The sequence below is a fragment of the Allopontixanthobacter sediminis genome, from assembly GCF_009828115.1.
GTDB classification, from domain to species: domain Bacteria; phylum Pseudomonadota; class Alphaproteobacteria; order Sphingomonadales; family Sphingomonadaceae; genus Allopontixanthobacter; species Allopontixanthobacter sediminis.
The window spans coordinates 340,642-358,528 of sequence record NZ_WTYL01000002.1 but is presented as its reverse complement, the minus strand read 5'-3'; the positions used below and the strand labels follow the sequence as shown (position 1 = coordinate 358,528).

Sequence of the window (17,887 nt, the reverse complement as noted above, 5' to 3'; positions counted from 1 at the left end):
CGGGTCCTGTCCTATTCTGCGGCCACGGTTGCCGCTTCGTCCCGCTCGGCTTCGAGCTGGCGGAGCGCAGCGGCGTAGTCGCGCGGCATGATCTTGACGAATTTCGGCAGGCATTCGTCCCAATTGTCGAGGATATAGGTCGCCCGCGCGCTGCCGGTATGCAGCTTGTGGCGCTCCACCAGCACTTTTAGCCGCTCCGCGTCGTGACGCAGCATGTCGCCCATTCCGGCATCGGAAACACTGCGCCCGCGCTGCTGCGGCCGGCCGGTGCCATCCTCGACATCGGGTACAGCCGATACCGGAAGCAGGTCGACTTGTGCCTGGTTGCAAAGATCGGCGAAATTTCCAGCCTCGTCATAGACATAGGCGACCCCGCCGGACATGCCCGCGGCGAAATTGCGCCCAGTCCTACCCAGCACCGCGACCACGCCGCCGGTCATGTATTCGCAGGCATGGTCGCCCGCGCCTTCCACGACCGCGACCGCGCCGGAATTGCGCACCGCGAAACGTTCGCCCGCGACCCCGCCGAAATAGGCTTCGCCGGCGATCGCGCCGTAAAGGACGGTGTTGCCGACGATGATGTTCTGCGTCGGATCCCGGGAAACGCCGTCCGGCTGGCGCACGATGATCCGTCCACCCGACAGGCCTTTGCCGACGTAATCGTTGGCGTCGCCGGTCAGGTCGAGGGTGACACCATAGGCGAGCCACGCGCCGAAGCTCTGCCCCGCAACCCCGTTCAGATTGATCCGGATGGTGTCGGCCTTCAGCCCTGCGTGGCCGTATGCCTTGGCGATTTCCCCCGACAGCATCGCGCCGACCGTGCGGTTCACGTTGCGCACTTCGCGGCTGAGCTGGACCGGTTCGCCGTGCAGCAGCGCCGGCTGGCACGCCGCGATCAGGTCGTTGTCCAGCGCGCCTTCGAGATTGTGCTCCTGATTCATGGTGTGATGGATCGGGGTTCCTTCGGGCAGGTCGACCTGATGGAGCAGGCGGGTCAGGTCGATGCCCTGAGCCTTCCAGTGACGGTCGACCCGGCGCATGTCGATCCGGTCCACCCGGCCAACCATCTCGTCGAGGGTCGCAAAGCCCATCTCTGCCATGATCTCGCGGAGTTCTTCAGCCACGAAGAAGAAGTAGTTGATCACATGTTCGGGCAGGCCGGTGAAGCGGGCGCGCAGCACCGGGTCCTGCGTCGCCACGCCGACCGGGCAGGTGTTGAGATGGCATTTGCGCATCATGATGCAGCCCGCCGCGATCAGCGGGGCGGTGGCGAAGCCGAATTCATCCGCGCCCAGCAAAGCGCCGATGGCCACGTCGCGCCCGGTGCGCAGACCGCCGTCGACCTGTACCGCGATCCGGCTGCGAAGATCGTTGAGCAGCAGTGTCTGTTGCGTTTCGGCGAGGCCGATTTCCCACGGGCTGCCCGCGTGGGTCAGGCTGGTCAGCGGCGATGCGCCGGTGCCGCCTTCGTAGCCAGAGATAGTCACATGGTCCGCGCGCGCCTTGGAAACGCCTGCGGCGACCGTGCCGACGCCGACTTCGGACACCAGCTTGACCGAAATGCGCGCCGTGCGGTTCACGTTCTTGAGATCGTGGATCAACTGGGCAAGGTCTTCGATCGAATAGATGTCATGATGCGGCGGCGGCGAAATCAGGCCGACGCCCGGAGTCGCGTGGCGCACCGCGCCGATGATCTTGTCGACCTTGTGGCCGGGCAACTGACCGCCTTCGCCGGGTTTTGCACCCTGCGCCATCTTGATCTGGATATCGTCCGCATTGACCAGATATTCGGTCGTTACACCGAACCGTCCGCTGGCGACCTGCTTGATCGCCGAACGCATCGAATCGCCATTGGGCAGCGGAGTGAAACGGTCGGTTTCCTCGCCGCCTTCGCCGGTGTTGGAACGCGCGCCGATGCGGTTCATCGCCACCGCCAGCGTGGTGTGCGCTTCGCGGCTGATCGATCCGAAGCTCATCGCCCCGGTGCTGAACCGCTTGACGATCTCCACCGCCGGTTCGACCTCGTCGAGGGCAAGCGGTTCGTTCGCGGGCTTCAGTTCCATCAACCCGCGAATGGTCAATAGCCGTTCCGCCTGATCGTTGATCGATTTTGCGAAATCGGCGTAGTTCTTGGGATTGTTGCCGCGCACGGCATGCTGCAGGTCGGCGATGTTGGCCGGGGTCCAGGCATGGTTTTCCCCGCGCAGGCGGTATTGATAGACCCCGCCGACATCCAGCATCGAACGGTAGAGCGGGTTATCGCCGTAAGCGACCGCATGGCGGCTTACCGCTTCTTCCGCCACTTCGAGCAGCCCGACGCCCTCGATGGTGGTCGCGGTGCCGGTGAAATAGGTGTCCACGAACTTGCTGCTGAGGCCGACCGCGTCGAAGATCTGCGCGCCGCAATAGCTCTGGTAGGTCGAGATGCCCATCTTGGACATGACCTTGAGGATGCCCTTGCCGACGGCCTTGATGTAGTTTTTCTCGACGTCCTTGGCGGTGAGGTCGGGGTATTTCAGCTCGCGCAACTGGTCCAGCGTCTCGAAGGCGAGGTAGGGGTTGATCGCTTCCGCGCCGTAACCCGCCAGAACGCAGAAATGGTGCACCTCGCGCGCTTCGCCGGTTTCGACGACCAGCCCGGTCTGCATCCGCAGGCCCTGGCGGACGAGATGATGATGGACGGCAGCGGTGGCGAGCGCGGCGGGGATCGGAATCCGGTCCTCGCTCTGCGCCCGGTCGGAGAGGACCAGGATGTTGTGATCCTGCAGCACCGCTTCGGTCGCGGCCCAACACATTTCCTTGAGCGCAAACGACAGCCCCTTGGCGCCCTTGGAGGCTTTCCAGGTAATGTCGATCGTTTCGGTGCGGAACGCGCCGTCGAGGCTGCTTTCGACCGAGCGGATTTTCGCCAGGTCCTGGTTGGTCAGGATCGGCTGGCTGACTTCCAGCCGTTTATGCGTGCCGGCATCGCGGCCCAGCAAATTGGGGCGGGGGCCGATCATCGACAGCAGGCTCATCACCAGTTCTTCGCGGATCGGATCGATCGGCGGATTGGTCACCTGCGCGAAGTTCTGCTTGAAATAGTCGTACAGCAGACGGCTGCGACCCGACAGGACGGCAATCGGCGTATCGGTACCCATCGACCCGATCGGGTCCTCGCCCAGCGACGCCATCGGCTCGAGGAATTTGCTGACGTCTTCCTGCGTATAGCCGAACGCCTGCTGCCGCTGGAGCAGCTGGGTGCTGTGTTCGGGCACTTCGGAATATTCGAGATCGAGATGCTCGAGGTCTTCCAGCTTGTACTGCGCCTGGTCGAGCCACTTCGCATACGGCTCCGCCTCCGCAAGGTCGGCCTTCAGTTCCTCGTCCTCGATGATCCGGCCCTGTTCGAGGTCGATCAGCAGCATCCGCCCCGGCTGGAGGCGCCACTTGCGGATGATATCCTCTTCGGCGAACGGCAACACGCCGCTTTCCGATGCGAGGCACACCAGATCGTCCTTGGTGACGCAGAATCGTGCAGGGCGCAGGCCGTTGCGGTCCAGCGTCGCGCCGATCTGGCGGCCGTCGGTGAACGCTACCGCAGCGGGGCCGTCCCACGGTTCCATCAACGCCGCGTGATATTCGTAAAATGCCTTGCGCGCCGGGTCCATCAGCGAGTTCTTGGCCCAGGCTTCCGGCATCAGCATCATCATGGCGTGGGCCAGGCTGTACCCGCCCGCCAGGAGCAGTTCGAGCGCGTTGTCGAGACAGGCGGTGTCGGACTGGCCGTGCGGGATCAGCGGCCACATCTTGTCGAGATCAGGACCGAGCAATTCGGATTCCATCGTCCGGCGGCGTGCGTTCATCCAGTTCACATTGCCGCGAACGGTGTTGATTTCGCCGTTATGTGCGATCAGGCGGAAGGGGTGCGCCAACCGCCAGCTCGGGAAAGTGTTGGTCGAGAAACGCTGGTGCACGAGGCCCAGTGCGCTGATGCAGTCAGGGTCGCGCAAATCGTCGTAGAAAGACCCGACCTGCGTCGCCAGCAGCAGGCCCTTGTAGACAATCGTCCGGCTGGAAAAGCTCGGGATATACATGCTGACGAGACCCGGCAGATCATGCTTTGCCGCGAGATCCTGCAGCGGGTTGAGCGTCTGCTTGCGAATCACGATCAGCTTGCGCTCGAACGCGTCCTGGTCGGCGCAGTCCTCCCCGCGCGCGACTATGCACTGCCGCATCACCGGCATCGATGCGAGCACGGTCTTGCCGAGGCCATCGGTAGTGACCGGCACTTCGCGCCAGCCGATCAGCCGCTGACCTTCCTTGGCGATGAACTTTTCGAGCCGCTCGGTCACGAAATCCCGGGCGGCTTGGTCCTGCGGCATGAAGCACATGGCAACTGCGTAATCGCCAGGTGCGGGCAGGGCATGGCCGCTGTTGTCCGCCCATTTGCGGATCAGCGGATCGGGGATCTGCAGCAGGATACCCGCGCCGTCACCCAGCAACGGGTCGGAACCCACCGCCCCGCGGTGGTCGAGATTGTGCAGGATCTCGAGCGCCTGGGTTACGATTGAATGGCTTTTTACGCCCTTGATATGCGCGACAAGGCCGACGCCGCACGCATCGTGTTCGTTGCGCGGATCATAGAGGCCGATCTTCTGGCCGATTTCAAACGAACGCAGGGGCGCAGTGTTGCCCATTCCAATTCCAGTTCTGTCAGGTGCCGGGCCAGGGGCTTGCAGGACCCCCCTCGGCAATGAAGTGCGACTCTCACTGATCCCAGCCGTAGCAAAAATGTCGCTTTGCACGTTATTGACGACACGAAGTGGTTTTTGCAACTGCGGAGGCGCAACTTATCTTTCACCCCGAAAAAGAATATCGACGCGGCGGATCGGCAGGGCCCGTCCAGCGCCGAGGGCCCGGTGGATCGCTCCCCCGGGCCGAGATGGCTGTAATGCTGGACTAAACTGGCGATTCCGGGCGAGTTTCCCGCCGCGATTCGGCCGCCGCCCGATTAGCCGGTACCGCTCATCTTGCGCAGCTGTTCGAGCGCCCCGCGCAGTGTCCGCTCCGTCTCATCGGCACCTGCTGGTCCGGCAGGCTCGGCACCGGCCGGAGTTACCGAGAAAGGCGCATCGAACCTGCGCCGCGGCGCCATGCTTTCATGGCCGGGAAATACTGCGACGGAATCTTCGAGATCGCACTCGTCGTCGGCGGGCAGGGTGACGCTCTTGCGCGGTTCCGCGTGCGATTTTCTCAGCGCCAGCAAGGAACTGAATTCCTCATCCTCGCTGTCTTCGTTTTCTTCATTGTCTGCGGTACATTCGTCCCAATCCCACTCGTCATACTCGTCTTCATCCGCATTGAGTTCCAGATCGATCGGGCGCAGCGCGGCGGGTAACTCGGCGGGGTAGTTGGCCGGTAACGGGGTGAAGTCGTCTTCCTCCGCATAGTTCTCTGCGAATTCGGAAGGCGCGGTTTTAGGCAGGTCGTGCGGGGCCCGGTGAAAGGCGCTGGCGGGCCGCTGCTGCAGCGACAGGGCGAAGCGTTCCACCAGTTGCACGATGCCAAGCTCGTCCAGCGGACGCCGGATCAGCTGTTCGGCGGTCATGGGAGCCTGTGCAGCCGCGGATGACGCCGGTTCTTCACTCATGGCTACAGCCGCCTCGTCTGGCGTGTCGGCAACGAACACATCTTCCGAGCGCGAAACGCCCGGGACTTCGAAATCGAAGCCTTGCAGCGTCATCTCGAGATTTGCGGAAACCTCTTCGGCTTCCTCATCCGCCCATTCCGCGCTTGCTAGATCATGACCATATTCCAGCGCGGCGACGTCCATGATGTTGTCGTCATCCGGCTCACCAGCGGCGAACACCGCCCGGCGCCGGCCTTCGACCGGCTGATCGAGACTGGCAGCACCAAGTTCTTCTAGCGCAGAGATCGGTACCTTGATTTCATAGGTCTGCGATTCGCTGCTCGTTGCAGGCTCGGACTGGTTGGCTGCGTCGATCCGGCGGGCCAGCAACAGGCCGGCGAACCCGCCGACTACTGCCAGGGTCACAGCGATCAGCAGCCGCGCGGTGGACCCGAGCGGGGCCTCCGCCGCAGGCATGATCGCAGTCAGGCTGGAAGCGGCAGCGGCCTGTTCGAACAAAGCCGCGGGTACGATCAGGCTGCCGATGCCGAGCAGGCTTCCGAACCAAGCGGCAACGATGGCCGGAAACGCCGGATGGGTGCTGATCGGCGCCTTGGCCGGGTTAATTCTCGATGCCACTTTGGATGCCACTTCGGTTGTCCCTGTTTGGGCCGAACGATCAAACGCCCGAATCATGCCGCGTCCGGCACGGCCCCCTGCAATTCGTGCCGCGGGACATGGCGTAACAAGTGATGGTAAACGGATTGATAACGCGGGATGTTGAGAGCCCAGTCGTGGTAGCGGCGAACATGGTCCACGCCGCGCCCGCGCATCGCGTCCCAATCGGCGCGCGCATCGATCAGGTCGGCCAGCGCATCGGCGCAGCCCTGCGGGTCGTCAGCAGGGAACAGGCTGCCGGTGACGCCGTCCTTGATAAGTTCCCGGTGCCCGCCAACGTCGGATGCCGCCACGATCCGGCGCTGCGCCATGGCTTCCAGTGGTTTCAGCGGGGTCACCAGATCGGTGAGGCGGCTGCGCTTGCGCGGATAGGCGAGGATATCGACCAGCGAATAATACCGCTCGACCTGGTCGTGCGGCACCCGGCCGGTGAAGATAATGGCATCGGAGGCTGAGGAGGCCGCAGCTTGTTCGCGGAGCGCGCCGTCCATCGGTCCGCCGCCCACCAGCAGCAATTGTGCGCCGGGATGGCGCGCCCGAAGCAGCGGCATGGCCGCGATCAGGTCGTCCAGGCCCTCGTAATCGTAGAAGCTGCCGATGAAGCCGATGACCGGCGCACCGGCGGTGATGCCGAGTTCGGATGCCAGCCGGTCATCGCGCGGCGGTGGATCGCCGAACAGGGTCAGGTCGACGCCGTTGGGACTGAGACCGATTTTCCCGCCTGGAAATCCCCGCCCGATCAAGTCGTCGCGCAGCCCCTCGCAGATGGTGAACACGGCGTCCGCGCCCGCCACGACGCGGTTTTCCAGCGCCCTGGTGGCACGGTACCTGATCGATCCCTCGCGTCCGGTCCGGTTGCCGACGGCGGCGTCTTCCCAGAAGGCGCGGATTTCGTAGACCAGCGGGATGCCTCGGGCGCGGGCGACCTTCATCGCCGCGAGACCGCACAGGGCAGGCGAATGGGCATGGAGGATATCGGGCCGCCAACCGTCGGCGAGCTTGCCTATCGCATCCGCAAACCGGGCAACTTCGCGCCATTCGCGCATTCCCGCCGGGCCGCTTGCCGCGCCCGGTGTACGGTGGAACATCAGCCCGTCATGCACCTCGGCGGCTGCTTCGCCGGGTTCATGCCGCAGCCCGGTAATCCCGCGCACGTCGATACCGGCGGCCTGCTGGCTGCGCATGATGGCGCGGGTACGGAAGGTGTAACCGCTGTGCATCGGCAGCGAATGGTCGAGGACATGAAGCACGCGGGTCATGCGGATTTCTTTACCGCAGCATCCTTAACACCGCGTCAACCGCGCGCTGGTATGCCGCGGTCAACACCGACTCCCAACCGTCCGAGAGGCCGCCTGAACCCGTGATCGATTACTTCGCCCTTGGCCTCGCGCATTTGCTGATCGTGGTTGCACTGATCCGGATGTTGGGCCGCGACGATCTCGACCGCGATACGCAGGCGGAAGATGACGCCGTGGACGCTCCGGACAAGGCACGCTGAGGCAATGCTGGACCTTGCGCTCTTTACCTTCGTGCTCGCTTTCCTCGCGGTGGGCGTTCGCCGCCCGTTCCTGTGGGTGCTGGCGTATCTCTATATCGACATCCTGGCGCCGCAGAAAATCGGCTGGAGCCTGACGCCAGCCCTGCCGATTTCGCTGATCGCGTTCTGTGCCGCCTTCGCCGGCTGGCTGCTGGCCGACCCCAAACGGGGCAGCCGTTTCACCTTCCGCCAGTTCCTGATGCTGTGCCTGCTCGCCTATTGCGGCATCACCACCAGCATGGCCGACTTCCCGCTCGAAGCGGCGAACAAGTGGGAATGGGTGTGGAAAGCGCTGGTGTTCGCGATCTTCTTCCCGCTCACCCTTACCACCCGGCTACGGATCGAAGGTGCGGCGCTAATCATGGTGCTGACGGTTTCGGCGATCATCATCAGCGCAGGCATGAAGACCGCGCTTGGCGGCGGCGGCTATGAAAGCCTGTATTTCTTCGTCAACGACAACAGCGGTCTCTACGAAAGCTCGACCCTGGCGACGGTGGCAGTGGCGATCATCCCGCTGATCCTGTGGTTTACCAGGCATGGAACGGTTTTCCACCCGGATTGGCGGGTGAAGCTGTTCGCCTATTGCCTGATCTTCGCCTGCCTGCTGATCCCGGTGGGGACCGAGGCGCGCACCGGACTGCTGTGCATCGCCGTGCTCGGCCTGCTGATCCTGCGCGATGTTAAGCGACGGATGGTGTTCATTGCGGCGGGCGCCGCGCTCGGGCTGGCGGCGCTGCCGTTCCTGCCGCAGAGCTATTACGAGCGCATGTCCACCATCAACAGTCCGCAGGGCGACGAGTCCGCCTCCACCCGGGTGGCGGTGTGGCAATGGACCCTCGACTACGCATCGGAGAACCCGTTCGGCGGCGGGTTCGATGCTTACCGCGGCAACAAGTTCACCTACAACATCCCCGTTACCGAAGAGGCCGGGAACACCATGGCGGTGGAATACCGCGAAGTGACCGACGAAGCGCGCGCCTATCATTCGGCGATCTTCGAGATGCTCGGCGAGCAGGGTTGGCCCGGCCTGACCCTGTGGTTGTGGCTGCAATTGCTGGGTGTGTGGCAGATGGAACGGCTCCGCCGACGCTGGCGCGGACGCAGCGCGGCGCAGGAACAATGGCAGGCTCCGCTCGCCAGCGCATTGCAGTTCGGCCAGATCATCTATCTGGTCGGATCGCTGTTCCAGGGGATAGCCTACCAGCCGTTCATCCTGCTGCTGATCGGGCTGCAATGCGCGTTGTGGAGTTACTGCCGCCTGCACGATTCGCCGGTCGGAAAGCTGCGCGGAAGCCTTGGCGGCGCCCGCGCATCCGCCGCGCACTCGGATGCCGTAACGGCAGATTCTCCCGCGTTGCGCTGACCTGTTTAATCCGGCATGAAGCCGCCATTCCCATCGTAATAGCGACCAGAGGAGAGGCATATGAGCCCGCAGGAAATGGCAGAAAAAGTCGGCGAAAACATCGGTACCAGCGAATGGGCCGAAATGAGCCAGGAACGGATCAATCAATTCGCTGAAGCCACCGGCGACAAGCAGTTCATCCATCTCGACGAAGAAAAAGCCAAGATGACCCCCTTCGGCGGGACCATCGCCCACGGTTTCCTTACGCTGTCGATGATGCCCTATCTCACCGCAAACAGCGATGTTCCCCGCTTGGACGGGCTCAAAATGGCAGTGAATTACGGCGGCAACAAAACCCGCTTCATCGCACCGGTCCGGTCCGGCAAGCGCATTCGCGCGCACTGGAAACTGCTCGAAATGGTCGAAAAGCGGCCGGGCCAATGGCAACAGACCAGTGAAATCACGATGGAAATCGAAGGCGAAGACAAACCCGCCTTCATCTGTGAGTGGATTTCACTCTACTTCGTCTGATTTCCCGTCCTCCCCCGGGGCTACGACCAACCATGTTTCAAGGAATTCACCATGCGTGACGCAGTCATCGTTTCAACCGCCCGCACGGCTATCGGCCGCGCTTACAAGGGCGCTTTCAATTCCACTTCGGGCGCTACGCTGGGCGCCTATTCGCTGAGGCCCGCGCTGGAACGCGCCGGCATCGAGGGCGCCGAAGTGGACGACGTGATCTGGGGCTCCGCGCTCCAGCAGGGTACGCAGGCGGGCAATCTCGGCCGGCAGGTCGCCTTGCGCGCCGGCCTGCCGGTGACAGTGTCCGGCATGACGATGGACCGCCAGTGTTCGTCCGGCCTGATGACCATCGCCACGGCGGCCAAGCAAGTGATCATCGACCGGATGGATATCGTCGCGGCCGGCGGCCAGGAATCGATCAGCCTGGTGCAGACCCCCGAAATGCGTGTCGCGCCCGACCGGGAACTGATGGCGATGCACGGCGCGGTTTATATGCCCATGTTGCAGACCGCCGAAACGGTGGCCGCGCGTTACGGCATCACCCGCGAAGCGATGGACGAATACGCGCTGGAATCGCAGATGCGCACCGCCGCTGCCCAGCAAGCCGGCAAGTTCGACGATGAAATCGTGCCGGTGACCACCACCCACAAGGTGAAGGACAAGGAAAGCGGCGAAGTCAGCGACGTCGAAGTGACCATCGCCAAGGACGAAGGCAACCGGCCCGAAACCACGCTGGAAGGGCTTGCCAGCCTCAAGCCGGTGATGGGCCCCGACATGACCATCACCGCCGGTAACGCTTCGCAGCTTTCCGACGGTTCGAGCGCCTGCGTGGTGATGGAAGCCAAGACCGCCGAAAAGCGCGGCCTGACACCGCTCGGCCGCTATGTCGGCATGGCTGTCGCCGGGACGGAGCCTGACGAAATGGGCATCGGCCCCGTCTTCGCCATTCCCAAGCTGCTCGAACGGTTCGACCTCAAGATCGGCGACATCGGCCTGTGGGAACTGAACGAAGCCTTCGCGGTGCAGGTCATCTACTGCCGCGACAAGCTGGGCATCGACAACAGCCTGCTCAACGTCAACGGCGGCTCGATCTCGATCGGCCACCCCTACGGCATGACGGGCGCACGCTGCACCGGCCACGCTTTGATCGAAGGCAAGCGCCGCGGCGCGAAATACGCGGTTGTCACCATGTGTGTCGGCGGCGGAATGGGTGCGGCGGGACTGTTCGAAATCTTCTGATACCGGAACTTGCGGGCACGGCGCGGCGTTTTGCGGGGATGACAGGTTTCATCCCCCGGCGCCGCGCCTTCGCAGCGATATTCGCCGCCCCGCTCATCCTGCTCGGTGGCTGCGGCCAGCCGGAGGAGGAGACAGCGGAGGTTGCACGCCAGGGTGCAGGGCCGGCCGTGCAGGATTTGCCCGCCGGGGATGCGCCGCAAGATTCTCCCGAACCCGCGCGCTTTACTTCCGACTACAGCACGCTCGACTTCGACGATTGCACCGTGACCCGGGAAGCGGCCGAGGGCCACAGCGTCGACTACCGCTGTCCCGGCCGCGCCGGTTTGCCGTTGCTGCTGCATGACGGGGACGGGCGGTATGATCTCGACGCCGGGGTCCGCAACGATGAATTCCAGAGCATCGGCGCGTTCAACTCGATCGGCACGACCATCGAATGGCGGCTGGACGAGGGGCGTCCGATCGCGGTGATTTTCCGCCTGAACGACGCCACCATGGAAGATCGCGGCCGGTCGGTACTGGCGGTCGAGAAGGTCGGCACCGCGCAATCGCCCGGCTGCCGTATCGCGCAAATCGCGGGCGACACGCCGGATCTCAACACCCGGGCGCGGAGCATCGCGGACGAGCGCGCGGCGAATTTCGATTGCTCGGCCGACCGGATGCAGGTGGTCGGTAACGCGCTCTAGCTTGCGCTGCGCCGGGTTTGCGCGCAGTTTCAAACGTTATCGGGGAGGCGGACCGTGGGGATTATCGAAATTCTTGGAATCGCCGGCAGCGTCAGCCTGCTGTCGGGTTGGCGGTTGTACCTTAGTATCCTCGCCACTGGCCTCGCCATGCAATGGGGCGCCATTCCGCTGCCCGAACATCTCGCGAGCCTGCAGGTCCTGGCCAATCCGTGGGTCATGGGGATCGCCGGCCTCGCCGCGCTGTGCGAGTTTTTCGCCGACAAGGTGGCATGGCTCGATTCCCTGTGGGACGGGGTCCATACCTTCGTCCGGCCGGTCGGCGGTGCATTGCTGGCGCTGGCGATCGTGGATCCTTCGGACCCGGCAACACAGGTGATCGCGTTCGTGCTCGGCGGCGGAGGCGCACTGCTGGCGCATGGCGGAAAAGCCGGCGCGCGGGCGGTGATCAACACGAGTCCGGAACCGGTGTCCAATGTCGTAATGTCGAGCGTGGAGGATGTCGCCACCGCAGGGCTGCTCTACGCCGCCTATGAATATCCGTTGGCGGCGGGCGGCATCGCGCTGGTCCTGCTCGCGCTGGCGACATGGCTGCTGCTGAAAGCGCGCCGGATCATCAAGCGCATTTTCGGACGCCGCGATGCGGGCATTCCCCCCGGACCGGCATAGCGGCTTGCCTTGGCGAGCGCCCGCTTAAGCGACCGCTTTCAGCCGCGCTTGTTTGCCGTGCTTTCCGAGGAAATCTTCGACCACCGGGGCGATCTTGTCACGCCAACGGCTGCCGTTGAATATCCCGTAATGTCCGGCACCTTCGGCCAGGTAATATTGCTTCTTGCCTGCGGCGAGGCTCGAAACGAGATCGAGCGCTGCCTTGGTCTGGCCGATACCCGAGATATCGTCCCGCTCGCCTTCGACGCACAGGATCGCGGTGTCCTTGATCGCGGCCAGATCCACGACCTTGCCGCGGTGTTCGAACGTGCCGTTGGGGATGGAGTGCTTCTGGAACACTTCTTCCACCGTCTGCAGGTAGAATTCCGCGGTCATGTCGCAGACCGAACGGTATTCCTCGTAGAAATCCTTGGTCGCCTGCGCGCTCGCCTGCGCATCGGCATCGTCGCCCGCGTTGAGATGCTTGAACATCTCGAAATGGCTCATCATGTGGCTGCTCAGATTCATGCTCATGAAACTGGCGAGCTGAAGGAAACCCGGATAGACCCTGCGGCCCGCACCGGGATAGCTGAACGGCACGGTCGCGATCACTGTCCGGCGGAACCATGACAGAGGGCGCTCCATCGCCAGATCGTTGACCGTGGTCGGCGATTTGCGGGTATCGATCGGTCCGCCCATCATGGTCAGCGTTAGTGGACGCGCGGGGTGCTTGTCGGCGTTCATCAGGGCGGTTGCGGCCAGCGCGGGCACCGATGGCTGGCACACCGCCATCATATGCGCGCCGGGGCCGATGAATTCGAGAAATTCGATGAGGTAATCGATGTAATCGTCGAGATCGAAGCGGCCGTCGCGGACCGGCACCGTGCGGGCATCGGCCCAGTCGGTGATATAAACCTCGCAGCTTTCCGCCATCCGCTCGACCGTGCCGCGCAGCAGGGTGGCGAAATGACCGCTCATCGGGGCGACTATCAGCAACCGGGGTGCGCTGGCGGGCAATCCTTCGCGGCGGAACTTAAGCAGGTCACCGAACGGCTTGGTCACGACTACCGATTCAGCGAGCGGGCATTCGGTACCGTCCACGAATACGTTTTCGATGCCGAACTCGGGCTTGCCGCGAGGCGCTGCAGCGTGCGCGAACACCTCCAGCGCGGAGGATGCGGCGGGGCCGAGGCCGAGATAACCCATCGGCATCCGCGGGTTGCCGAGAATTTCGGAACCGATGGACGCCCAGGCGCTGGCGCTGTTGAGCCAGGCGCGCTGCATTTCATGTGCATGATAAAGCAAAAAGATTCCCCTGCGACCCGTATCGGGCGATTGTTGCACTGCACCATGAACGAGATCGTGCCGCGAGGCAAATTTTCAAGAGGCGGTGCAGCTACCCCCCCCCGTGGTGGGGTGGGATAAAAACGCGGGCCCAGTGGATTTTCGCGGCCTTCGTCGCTACCTGCATCGCATGGACACCCCAACAGCAACGACCCTTACGCCCGGCCTGGCAGATCACGCGCCAGCTGATGCCAGCGTATTGGAGGACACTCCCAAGCCTGCGCGCAGCCTCGGGCCGTTGAAAATGATCTGGGCCGAACTGGCGAGATATCCCGGCAAGGTGGCGCTGGCTTTCGTCGCGCTGCTGATTACCGCCAGCGCAACTCTGGCCATTCCCGCGGGCTTCAAGCTGATCATCGACAACGGTTTTGGCGGCGGCGGCGACCCTGCCGACATAGGGCGCTGGTTCCGATACCTGCTGATGATTGTTGTCGTCCTGGCGCTCGGCACCGCGATGCGGTTCTATTTCGTCAGTTGGCTGGGCGAACGCGTGGTCGCGGACATCCGGCTGAAAGTTCAGGACAATCTGCTCCGGCTGGCACCGTCCTTCTACGAGGAGAACAGCCCCAAGGAAATCTCCAGCCGAATGACTGCGGATACCGGCCTGATCGAACAGGTCGTCGGGACGACCGTGTCGGTGGCACTGCGAAATATCCTGATGGGGATCGGCGGCACCGCCTATCTGTTCTGGCTTGCCCCGCAATTGACCGTCGGCTTGGTCATCGCCATTCCGCTGATCATGCTGCCGATCATGTATTTCGGCCGCCGGGTGCGCAATGTCTCCCGCACCAGCCAGGACCGGGTGGCCGATGTCGGCGCGATGATATCGGAAACGCTGGGCGCGATGAAGATCGTCCAGGCCTTCAACCAGGAACAGCGCGAACAAGCACGGTTCGAAGGCGCGGTGGAAGCGATCTTTACCACCGCCAAGCGCCGTATCCTGCTGCGTGCGGCGATGACCTCGATCATCATCATGTTCATCTTCGGATCGATTACCCTGATCATGTGGCGGGGCGCACTCGGCGTTTCCACCGGCGAGATCAGCGGCGGGACGATTGCCGCTTTCGTAATCACTGGCGGCTTGGTGGCAGGCTCCTTCGGCGCGCTGACCGAAGTTTACGGCGACCTGCTGCGCGGGGCCGGCGCGGCGAGCCGTCTCAACGAATTGCTTAATGAGAAGGCGGTGATCGCTCCTCCCGCCCGGCCAATGGCCCTGCCGGAACCACCGCGCGGCAGCCTGTCGTTCCGCAATGTGACCTTCCGCTATCCGACGCGGCTGGAAGTTGCCGCGCTGAAGGACTTCAGCCTTGAGGTCGAACCGGGCGAGACCGTGGCCATCGTCGGCCCGTCGGGCGCCGGAAAATCCACCATCTTCCAGCTCGCGGAGCGGTTCTACGATCCGCAGGCCGGCTCGATCCGGGTCGACGGCATTCCCCTGACCAGCGCCGACCCCGCCGCCATTCGCCGCCGCATGGGCCTGGTGCCGCAGGACGGGGTGCTGTTTTCCGCCAACGCGCGCGACAACCTTCGTTACGGTGAATGGGACGCGACCGACGAACAGATCTGGGAAGCCGCCCGCGCCGCCAATGCGGAAGGATTTCTGCGCGCCCTGCCGGACGGACTCGACACCTATTTGGGCGAGGGCGGCGCGCGGCTATCCGGGGGCCAGCAACAGCGCGTTGCCATTGCCCGCGCGTTGCTGCGCGATTCGCCGATCCTGCTGCTCGATGAAGCGACCAGCGCCTTGGATGCCGAAAGCGAGCAGTTGGTTCAGCAAGCCCTCGACCGCCTGATGGAAGACCGCACTACGCTGGTCATCGCCCACCGTCTCGCGACCGTTCGCAAGGCCGACCGGATCGTGGTGCTGGAGGACGGCCGGATCGTGGAGCAGGGCACCCACGCGCAGCTCGCCGAAGCGGGCGGGCTGTATGCGCGCCTGTCATCGCTGCAGTTCGGAGCGGGCAAGGCCGCGTAATAAAACGATTTTGCGGCTGATTTTTCGATCAAGTTGCAATTGAAACCGACAAGCGGCAACTTGACCGCACAAAAGGGGCTAACACAGCCTCACCATCATCCGGTCCGCAGCCAATTGCGTGCAGGGCCAAAATCGACTGGGAGTCGCAATCAATGATCAAGACAATTCTCGCCCTCGGGGGCAGCGCCGTGGCGCTTGCGCTGGCCACTCCGGCCCTGGCGCAAGAGGCATCGAGCGAAGAAACCGCCACCCCGACCATGAGCTTCGGCACGTGGGGCGTCGATCCCGCGGCGATCGATCCTTCGGTAGACCCGGGCGATGATTTCTTCGCCTATGTGAACGCCAAATGGCTTAGGGAAAACCCGCTTCCGGCGGAATTCTCCCGCTTCGGCGCGTTCAACCTCCTGCGCGAAAAGTCGACCGAAGACGTGAAGGCGCTGGTCGACGCGCTGATCGCCGAGAACCCCGCGCTGGGCACGTCCGAACGCCGGATCGTCGACGCCTACAACGCGTTCGTCGACACGGCCGCGATCGATGCCGCCGGTCTTGAGCCGGTCAATCCCTACCTTTCGCAGATTTACGAAGCCGATTCGATCGACAAGCTGGCGAAATTGTGGAGCCAGCCGGGGATGCCGGGGCCGATCGGCGGTTTCGTCACGGTCGACCAGAAGCAGCCCGACCAGTATGTCACCTATCTTGGTAGCGGCGGCCTGGGACTGCCCGACCGTCAGTATTACCTCGACGAGACGGAAAAAGGCGCGGCGATCCAGCAGAAGTACCGCGAGTACCTGACCTTCCTGTTCCGTGAAGCCGGCTTTGGCGATCCCGAAATGACCGCCCGTGCGGTGTATGATTTCGAGGACAGGATCGCGCGCGAGATTTCCTGGGACCGCGCCGTCAGCCGCAACCGTGACCTAACCTACAACGCCGTAACCCCGGCGGAACTGGTCGCGGTGGCGGGTGAATTCCCGGTCCAGACGATGATCCGTGAAGCCGGTTTTGGCGCAGCGACCAAATTCGTGGTGCCGCAGATGCAGCCGACCGAAGAAGAAATCGCCGCCCTCGGCCTGACTCCCGATTATGTTGCCAAGATCGGCAAGGGCACGCCCGGCATGTTCGAACTGCTGGGCGGATACGACGTGGCGACGCTGCAGGCATGGACCGTCGCGCGGTTCCTGTCGGGCAACGCCTCGGTCATGCCGACCCGTTTCGACGAGGCGAATTTCGAGTTTTTCGGCAAGACGCTGCAAGGCACGCCCGAACAGCGGCCGCGCTGGAAGCGCGCCATCGCCGAAGTCGAAGGGCATCTCGGTGAAGTGCTCGGCAAGAGCTATGTCGAGCGCAATTTCCCGCCGGAAAACAAGGCGGCGATGGATGCGCTGGTGGAAAATCTGCGGGTAGCCATGGGCGAAAGCATCGACGAGCTCGACTGGATGGGCGCGGAGACCAAGGTCGAAGCCAAGGCAAAGCTCGCGGCGTTCGATCCGAAAATCGGCTACCGGGACAATCTGGAAACCTATGACGATCTCGCGATCGTACCCGGGGCGCCTATCGCCAACCGCATGGCGGCCGCCGAATGGCAGTGGCAGGATAACCTCTCGAAGCTGGGCGGACCGATCGACCGGACGGAATGGGGCATGCTGCCGCAGACGGTGAACGCCTATTACAACTCGACCAAGAACGAGATCGTGTTCCCCGCTGCCATCCTGCAACAGCCGTTTTTCGGCATCACCAACGATCCCGCGGTCAATTACGGCGGCATCGGCGGAGTGATCGGCCACGAAATGGGCCACGGGTTCGACGACCAGGGCTCCAAGTCCGACGGCACTGGCCTGCTGCGCAACTGGTGGGAGCCAAGCGATCTGGCGGCCTTCACCGAACGCACCAACGCGCTGGTCGAACAATACGAAGGCTTCTGCCCGCTCGACGACGGAAAGACCTGCGTAAACGGCAGGCTGACCCTGGGCGAAAACATCGGCGATCTCGGCGGGCTCAGCCTTGCTTACCGGGCCTACAAGCTGTCGCTGAACGGCGAGGAGGACAAGGTGATCGACGGGCTGACCGGCGACCAGCGATTCTTCCTGGCGTGGGCGCAGGTCTGGCGTTCGGCGCAGCGGGAAGACAACGCCCGCCAGCGCCTGCGGACCGATCCGCACAGCCCCGAGGAATTCCGGGTGAACGGTGTCGTGCGCAACATGGACGCCTGGTACGATGCGTTCGGAGTCACTCCGGACGATGATCTGTACCTGTCGCCGGAAGACCGCATCTCGATCTGGTAAGCCGAATACGCTAACCGCAAAGAGCGCTCCTT

12 protein-coding genes are annotated in these 17,887 nt (G+C 63.6%); 8 read left to right on the top strand and 4 right to left on the bottom strand.

Annotated features, from left to right (window positions below):
- Window positions 1–11 precede the first annotated feature (11 nt).
- From gltB to GRI65_RS07460, 3 genes are all read right to left on the bottom strand, one after another.
- Complete coding sequence (gene gltB, locus GRI65_RS07470) at window positions 12–4,679, bottom strand: glutamate synthase large subunit (RefSeq protein WP_160755908.1); 4,668 nt, start codon at window positions 4,677–4,679, stop codon at window positions 12–14.
- Window positions 4,680–4,993: 314 nt separating this feature from the next.
- On the bottom strand, window positions 4,994–6,262 hold the full coding sequence (locus GRI65_RS07465) for a hypothetical protein (RefSeq protein ID WP_160755907.1): 1,269 nt from the start codon (window positions 6,260–6,262) through the stop codon (window positions 4,994–4,996).
- Window positions 6,263–6,303: 41 nt separating this feature from the next.
- Window positions 6,304–7,548 (bottom strand): TIGR04063 family PEP-CTERM/XrtA system glycosyltransferase, encoded by a 1,245-nt coding sequence (locus GRI65_RS07460; protein ID WP_160755906.1) that lies wholly within the window; start codon window positions 7,546–7,548, stop codon window positions 6,304–6,306.
- A 101-nt stretch (window positions 7,549–7,649) separates the two neighbouring features.
- On the opposite strand from GRI65_RS07460, the gene GRI65_RS15120 reads away from it, so the two are divergent.
- From GRI65_RS15120 to GRI65_RS07435, 6 genes are read left to right on the top strand one after another with little or no spacing between them, the layout of a single operon-like run.
- Window positions 7,650–7,787: a hypothetical protein gene (locus tag GRI65_RS15120; protein WP_202391297.1), complete on the top strand. Its 138-nt coding sequence runs from the start codon at window positions 7,650–7,652 to the stop codon at window positions 7,785–7,787.
- A 4-nt stretch (window positions 7,788–7,791) separates the two neighbouring features.
- Complete coding sequence (locus GRI65_RS07455) at window positions 7,792–9,189, top strand: DUF5935 domain-containing protein (protein ID WP_160755905.1); 1,398 nt, start codon at window positions 7,792–7,794, stop codon at window positions 9,187–9,189.
- A 60-nt stretch (window positions 9,190–9,249) separates the two neighbouring features.
- Window positions 9,250–9,699, top strand: a complete 450-nt coding sequence (locus tag GRI65_RS07450) for a MaoC family dehydratase (protein ID WP_160755904.1) — start codon at window positions 9,250–9,252, stop codon at window positions 9,697–9,699.
- Window positions 9,700–9,750: 51 nt separating this feature from the next.
- Entirely contained in the window at window positions 9,751–10,929 is a 1,179-nt protein-coding gene (locus tag GRI65_RS07445) for an acetyl-CoA C-acyltransferase (protein ID WP_160755903.1), read from the top strand.
- A 38-nt stretch (window positions 10,930–10,967) separates the two neighbouring features.
- Entirely contained in the window at window positions 10,968–11,612 is a 645-nt protein-coding gene (locus GRI65_RS07440) for a hypothetical protein (protein ID WP_160755902.1), read from the top strand.
- Between the two features lie 54 nt (window positions 11,613–11,666).
- Window positions 11,667–12,278 (top strand): DUF4126 domain-containing protein, encoded by a 612-nt coding sequence (locus GRI65_RS07435; protein WP_160755901.1) that lies wholly within the window; start codon window positions 11,667–11,669, stop codon window positions 12,276–12,278.
- A 24-nt stretch (window positions 12,279–12,302) separates the two neighbouring features.
- On the opposite strand, the gene GRI65_RS07430 is transcribed toward GRI65_RS07435, so the two are convergent.
- The gene (locus GRI65_RS07430; protein WP_160755900.1) at window positions 12,303–13,562 is read right to left on the bottom strand and encodes a polyhydroxyalkanoate depolymerase; all 1,260 of its coding nucleotides are present in this window, start codon (window positions 13,560–13,562) and stop codon (window positions 12,303–12,305) included.
- A gap of 169 nt (window positions 13,563–13,731) precedes the next feature.
- Between GRI65_RS07430 and GRI65_RS07425 the strand changes: the two genes are divergently transcribed.
- Window positions 13,732–15,576 (top strand): ABC transporter transmembrane domain-containing protein, encoded by a 1,845-nt coding sequence (locus GRI65_RS07425; RefSeq protein WP_160755899.1) that lies wholly within the window; start codon window positions 13,732–13,734, stop codon window positions 15,574–15,576.
- A gap of 152 nt (window positions 15,577–15,728) precedes the next feature.
- Window positions 15,729–17,855, top strand: coding sequence for a M13 family metallopeptidase (locus tag GRI65_RS07420; protein ID WP_160755898.1), 2,127 nt, complete (start codon window positions 15,729–15,731; stop codon window positions 17,853–17,855).
- Window positions 17,856–17,887: the final 32 nt, after the last annotated feature.

What these genes read in the sequence shown, in the direction of transcription:
- GRI65_RS07420 (WP_160755898.1), top strand. Translation starts at nt 15,729, where the DNA reads ATGATCAAGACAATTCTCGCCCTCGGGGGCAGCGCCGTGGCGCTTGCG.
- GRI65_RS07450 (WP_160755904.1), top strand. Translation starts at nt 9,250, where the DNA reads ATGAGCCCGCAGGAAATGGCAGAAAAAGTCGGCGAAAACATCGGTACC.
- GRI65_RS07460 (WP_160755906.1), bottom strand. Translation starts at nt 7,548, where the DNA reads ATGACCCGCGTGCTTCATGTCCTCGACCATTCGCTGCCGATGCACAGC.
- GRI65_RS07445 (WP_160755903.1), top strand. Translation starts at nt 9,751, where the DNA reads ATGCGTGACGCAGTCATCGTTTCAACCGCCCGCACGGCTATCGGCCGC.
- GRI65_RS07455 (WP_160755905.1), top strand. Translation starts at nt 7,792, where the DNA reads ATGCTGGACCTTGCGCTCTTTACCTTCGTGCTCGCTTTCCTCGCGGTG.
- GRI65_RS07440 (WP_160755902.1), top strand. Translation starts at nt 10,968, where the DNA reads ATGACAGGTTTCATCCCCCGGCGCCGCGCCTTCGCAGCGATATTCGCC.
- gltB (WP_160755908.1), bottom strand. Translation starts at nt 4,679, where the DNA reads ATGGGCAACACTGCGCCCCTGCGTTCGTTTGAAATCGGCCAGAAGATC.
- GRI65_RS07425 (WP_160755899.1), top strand. Translation starts at nt 13,732, where the DNA reads ATGGACACCCCAACAGCAACGACCCTTACGCCCGGCCTGGCAGATCAC.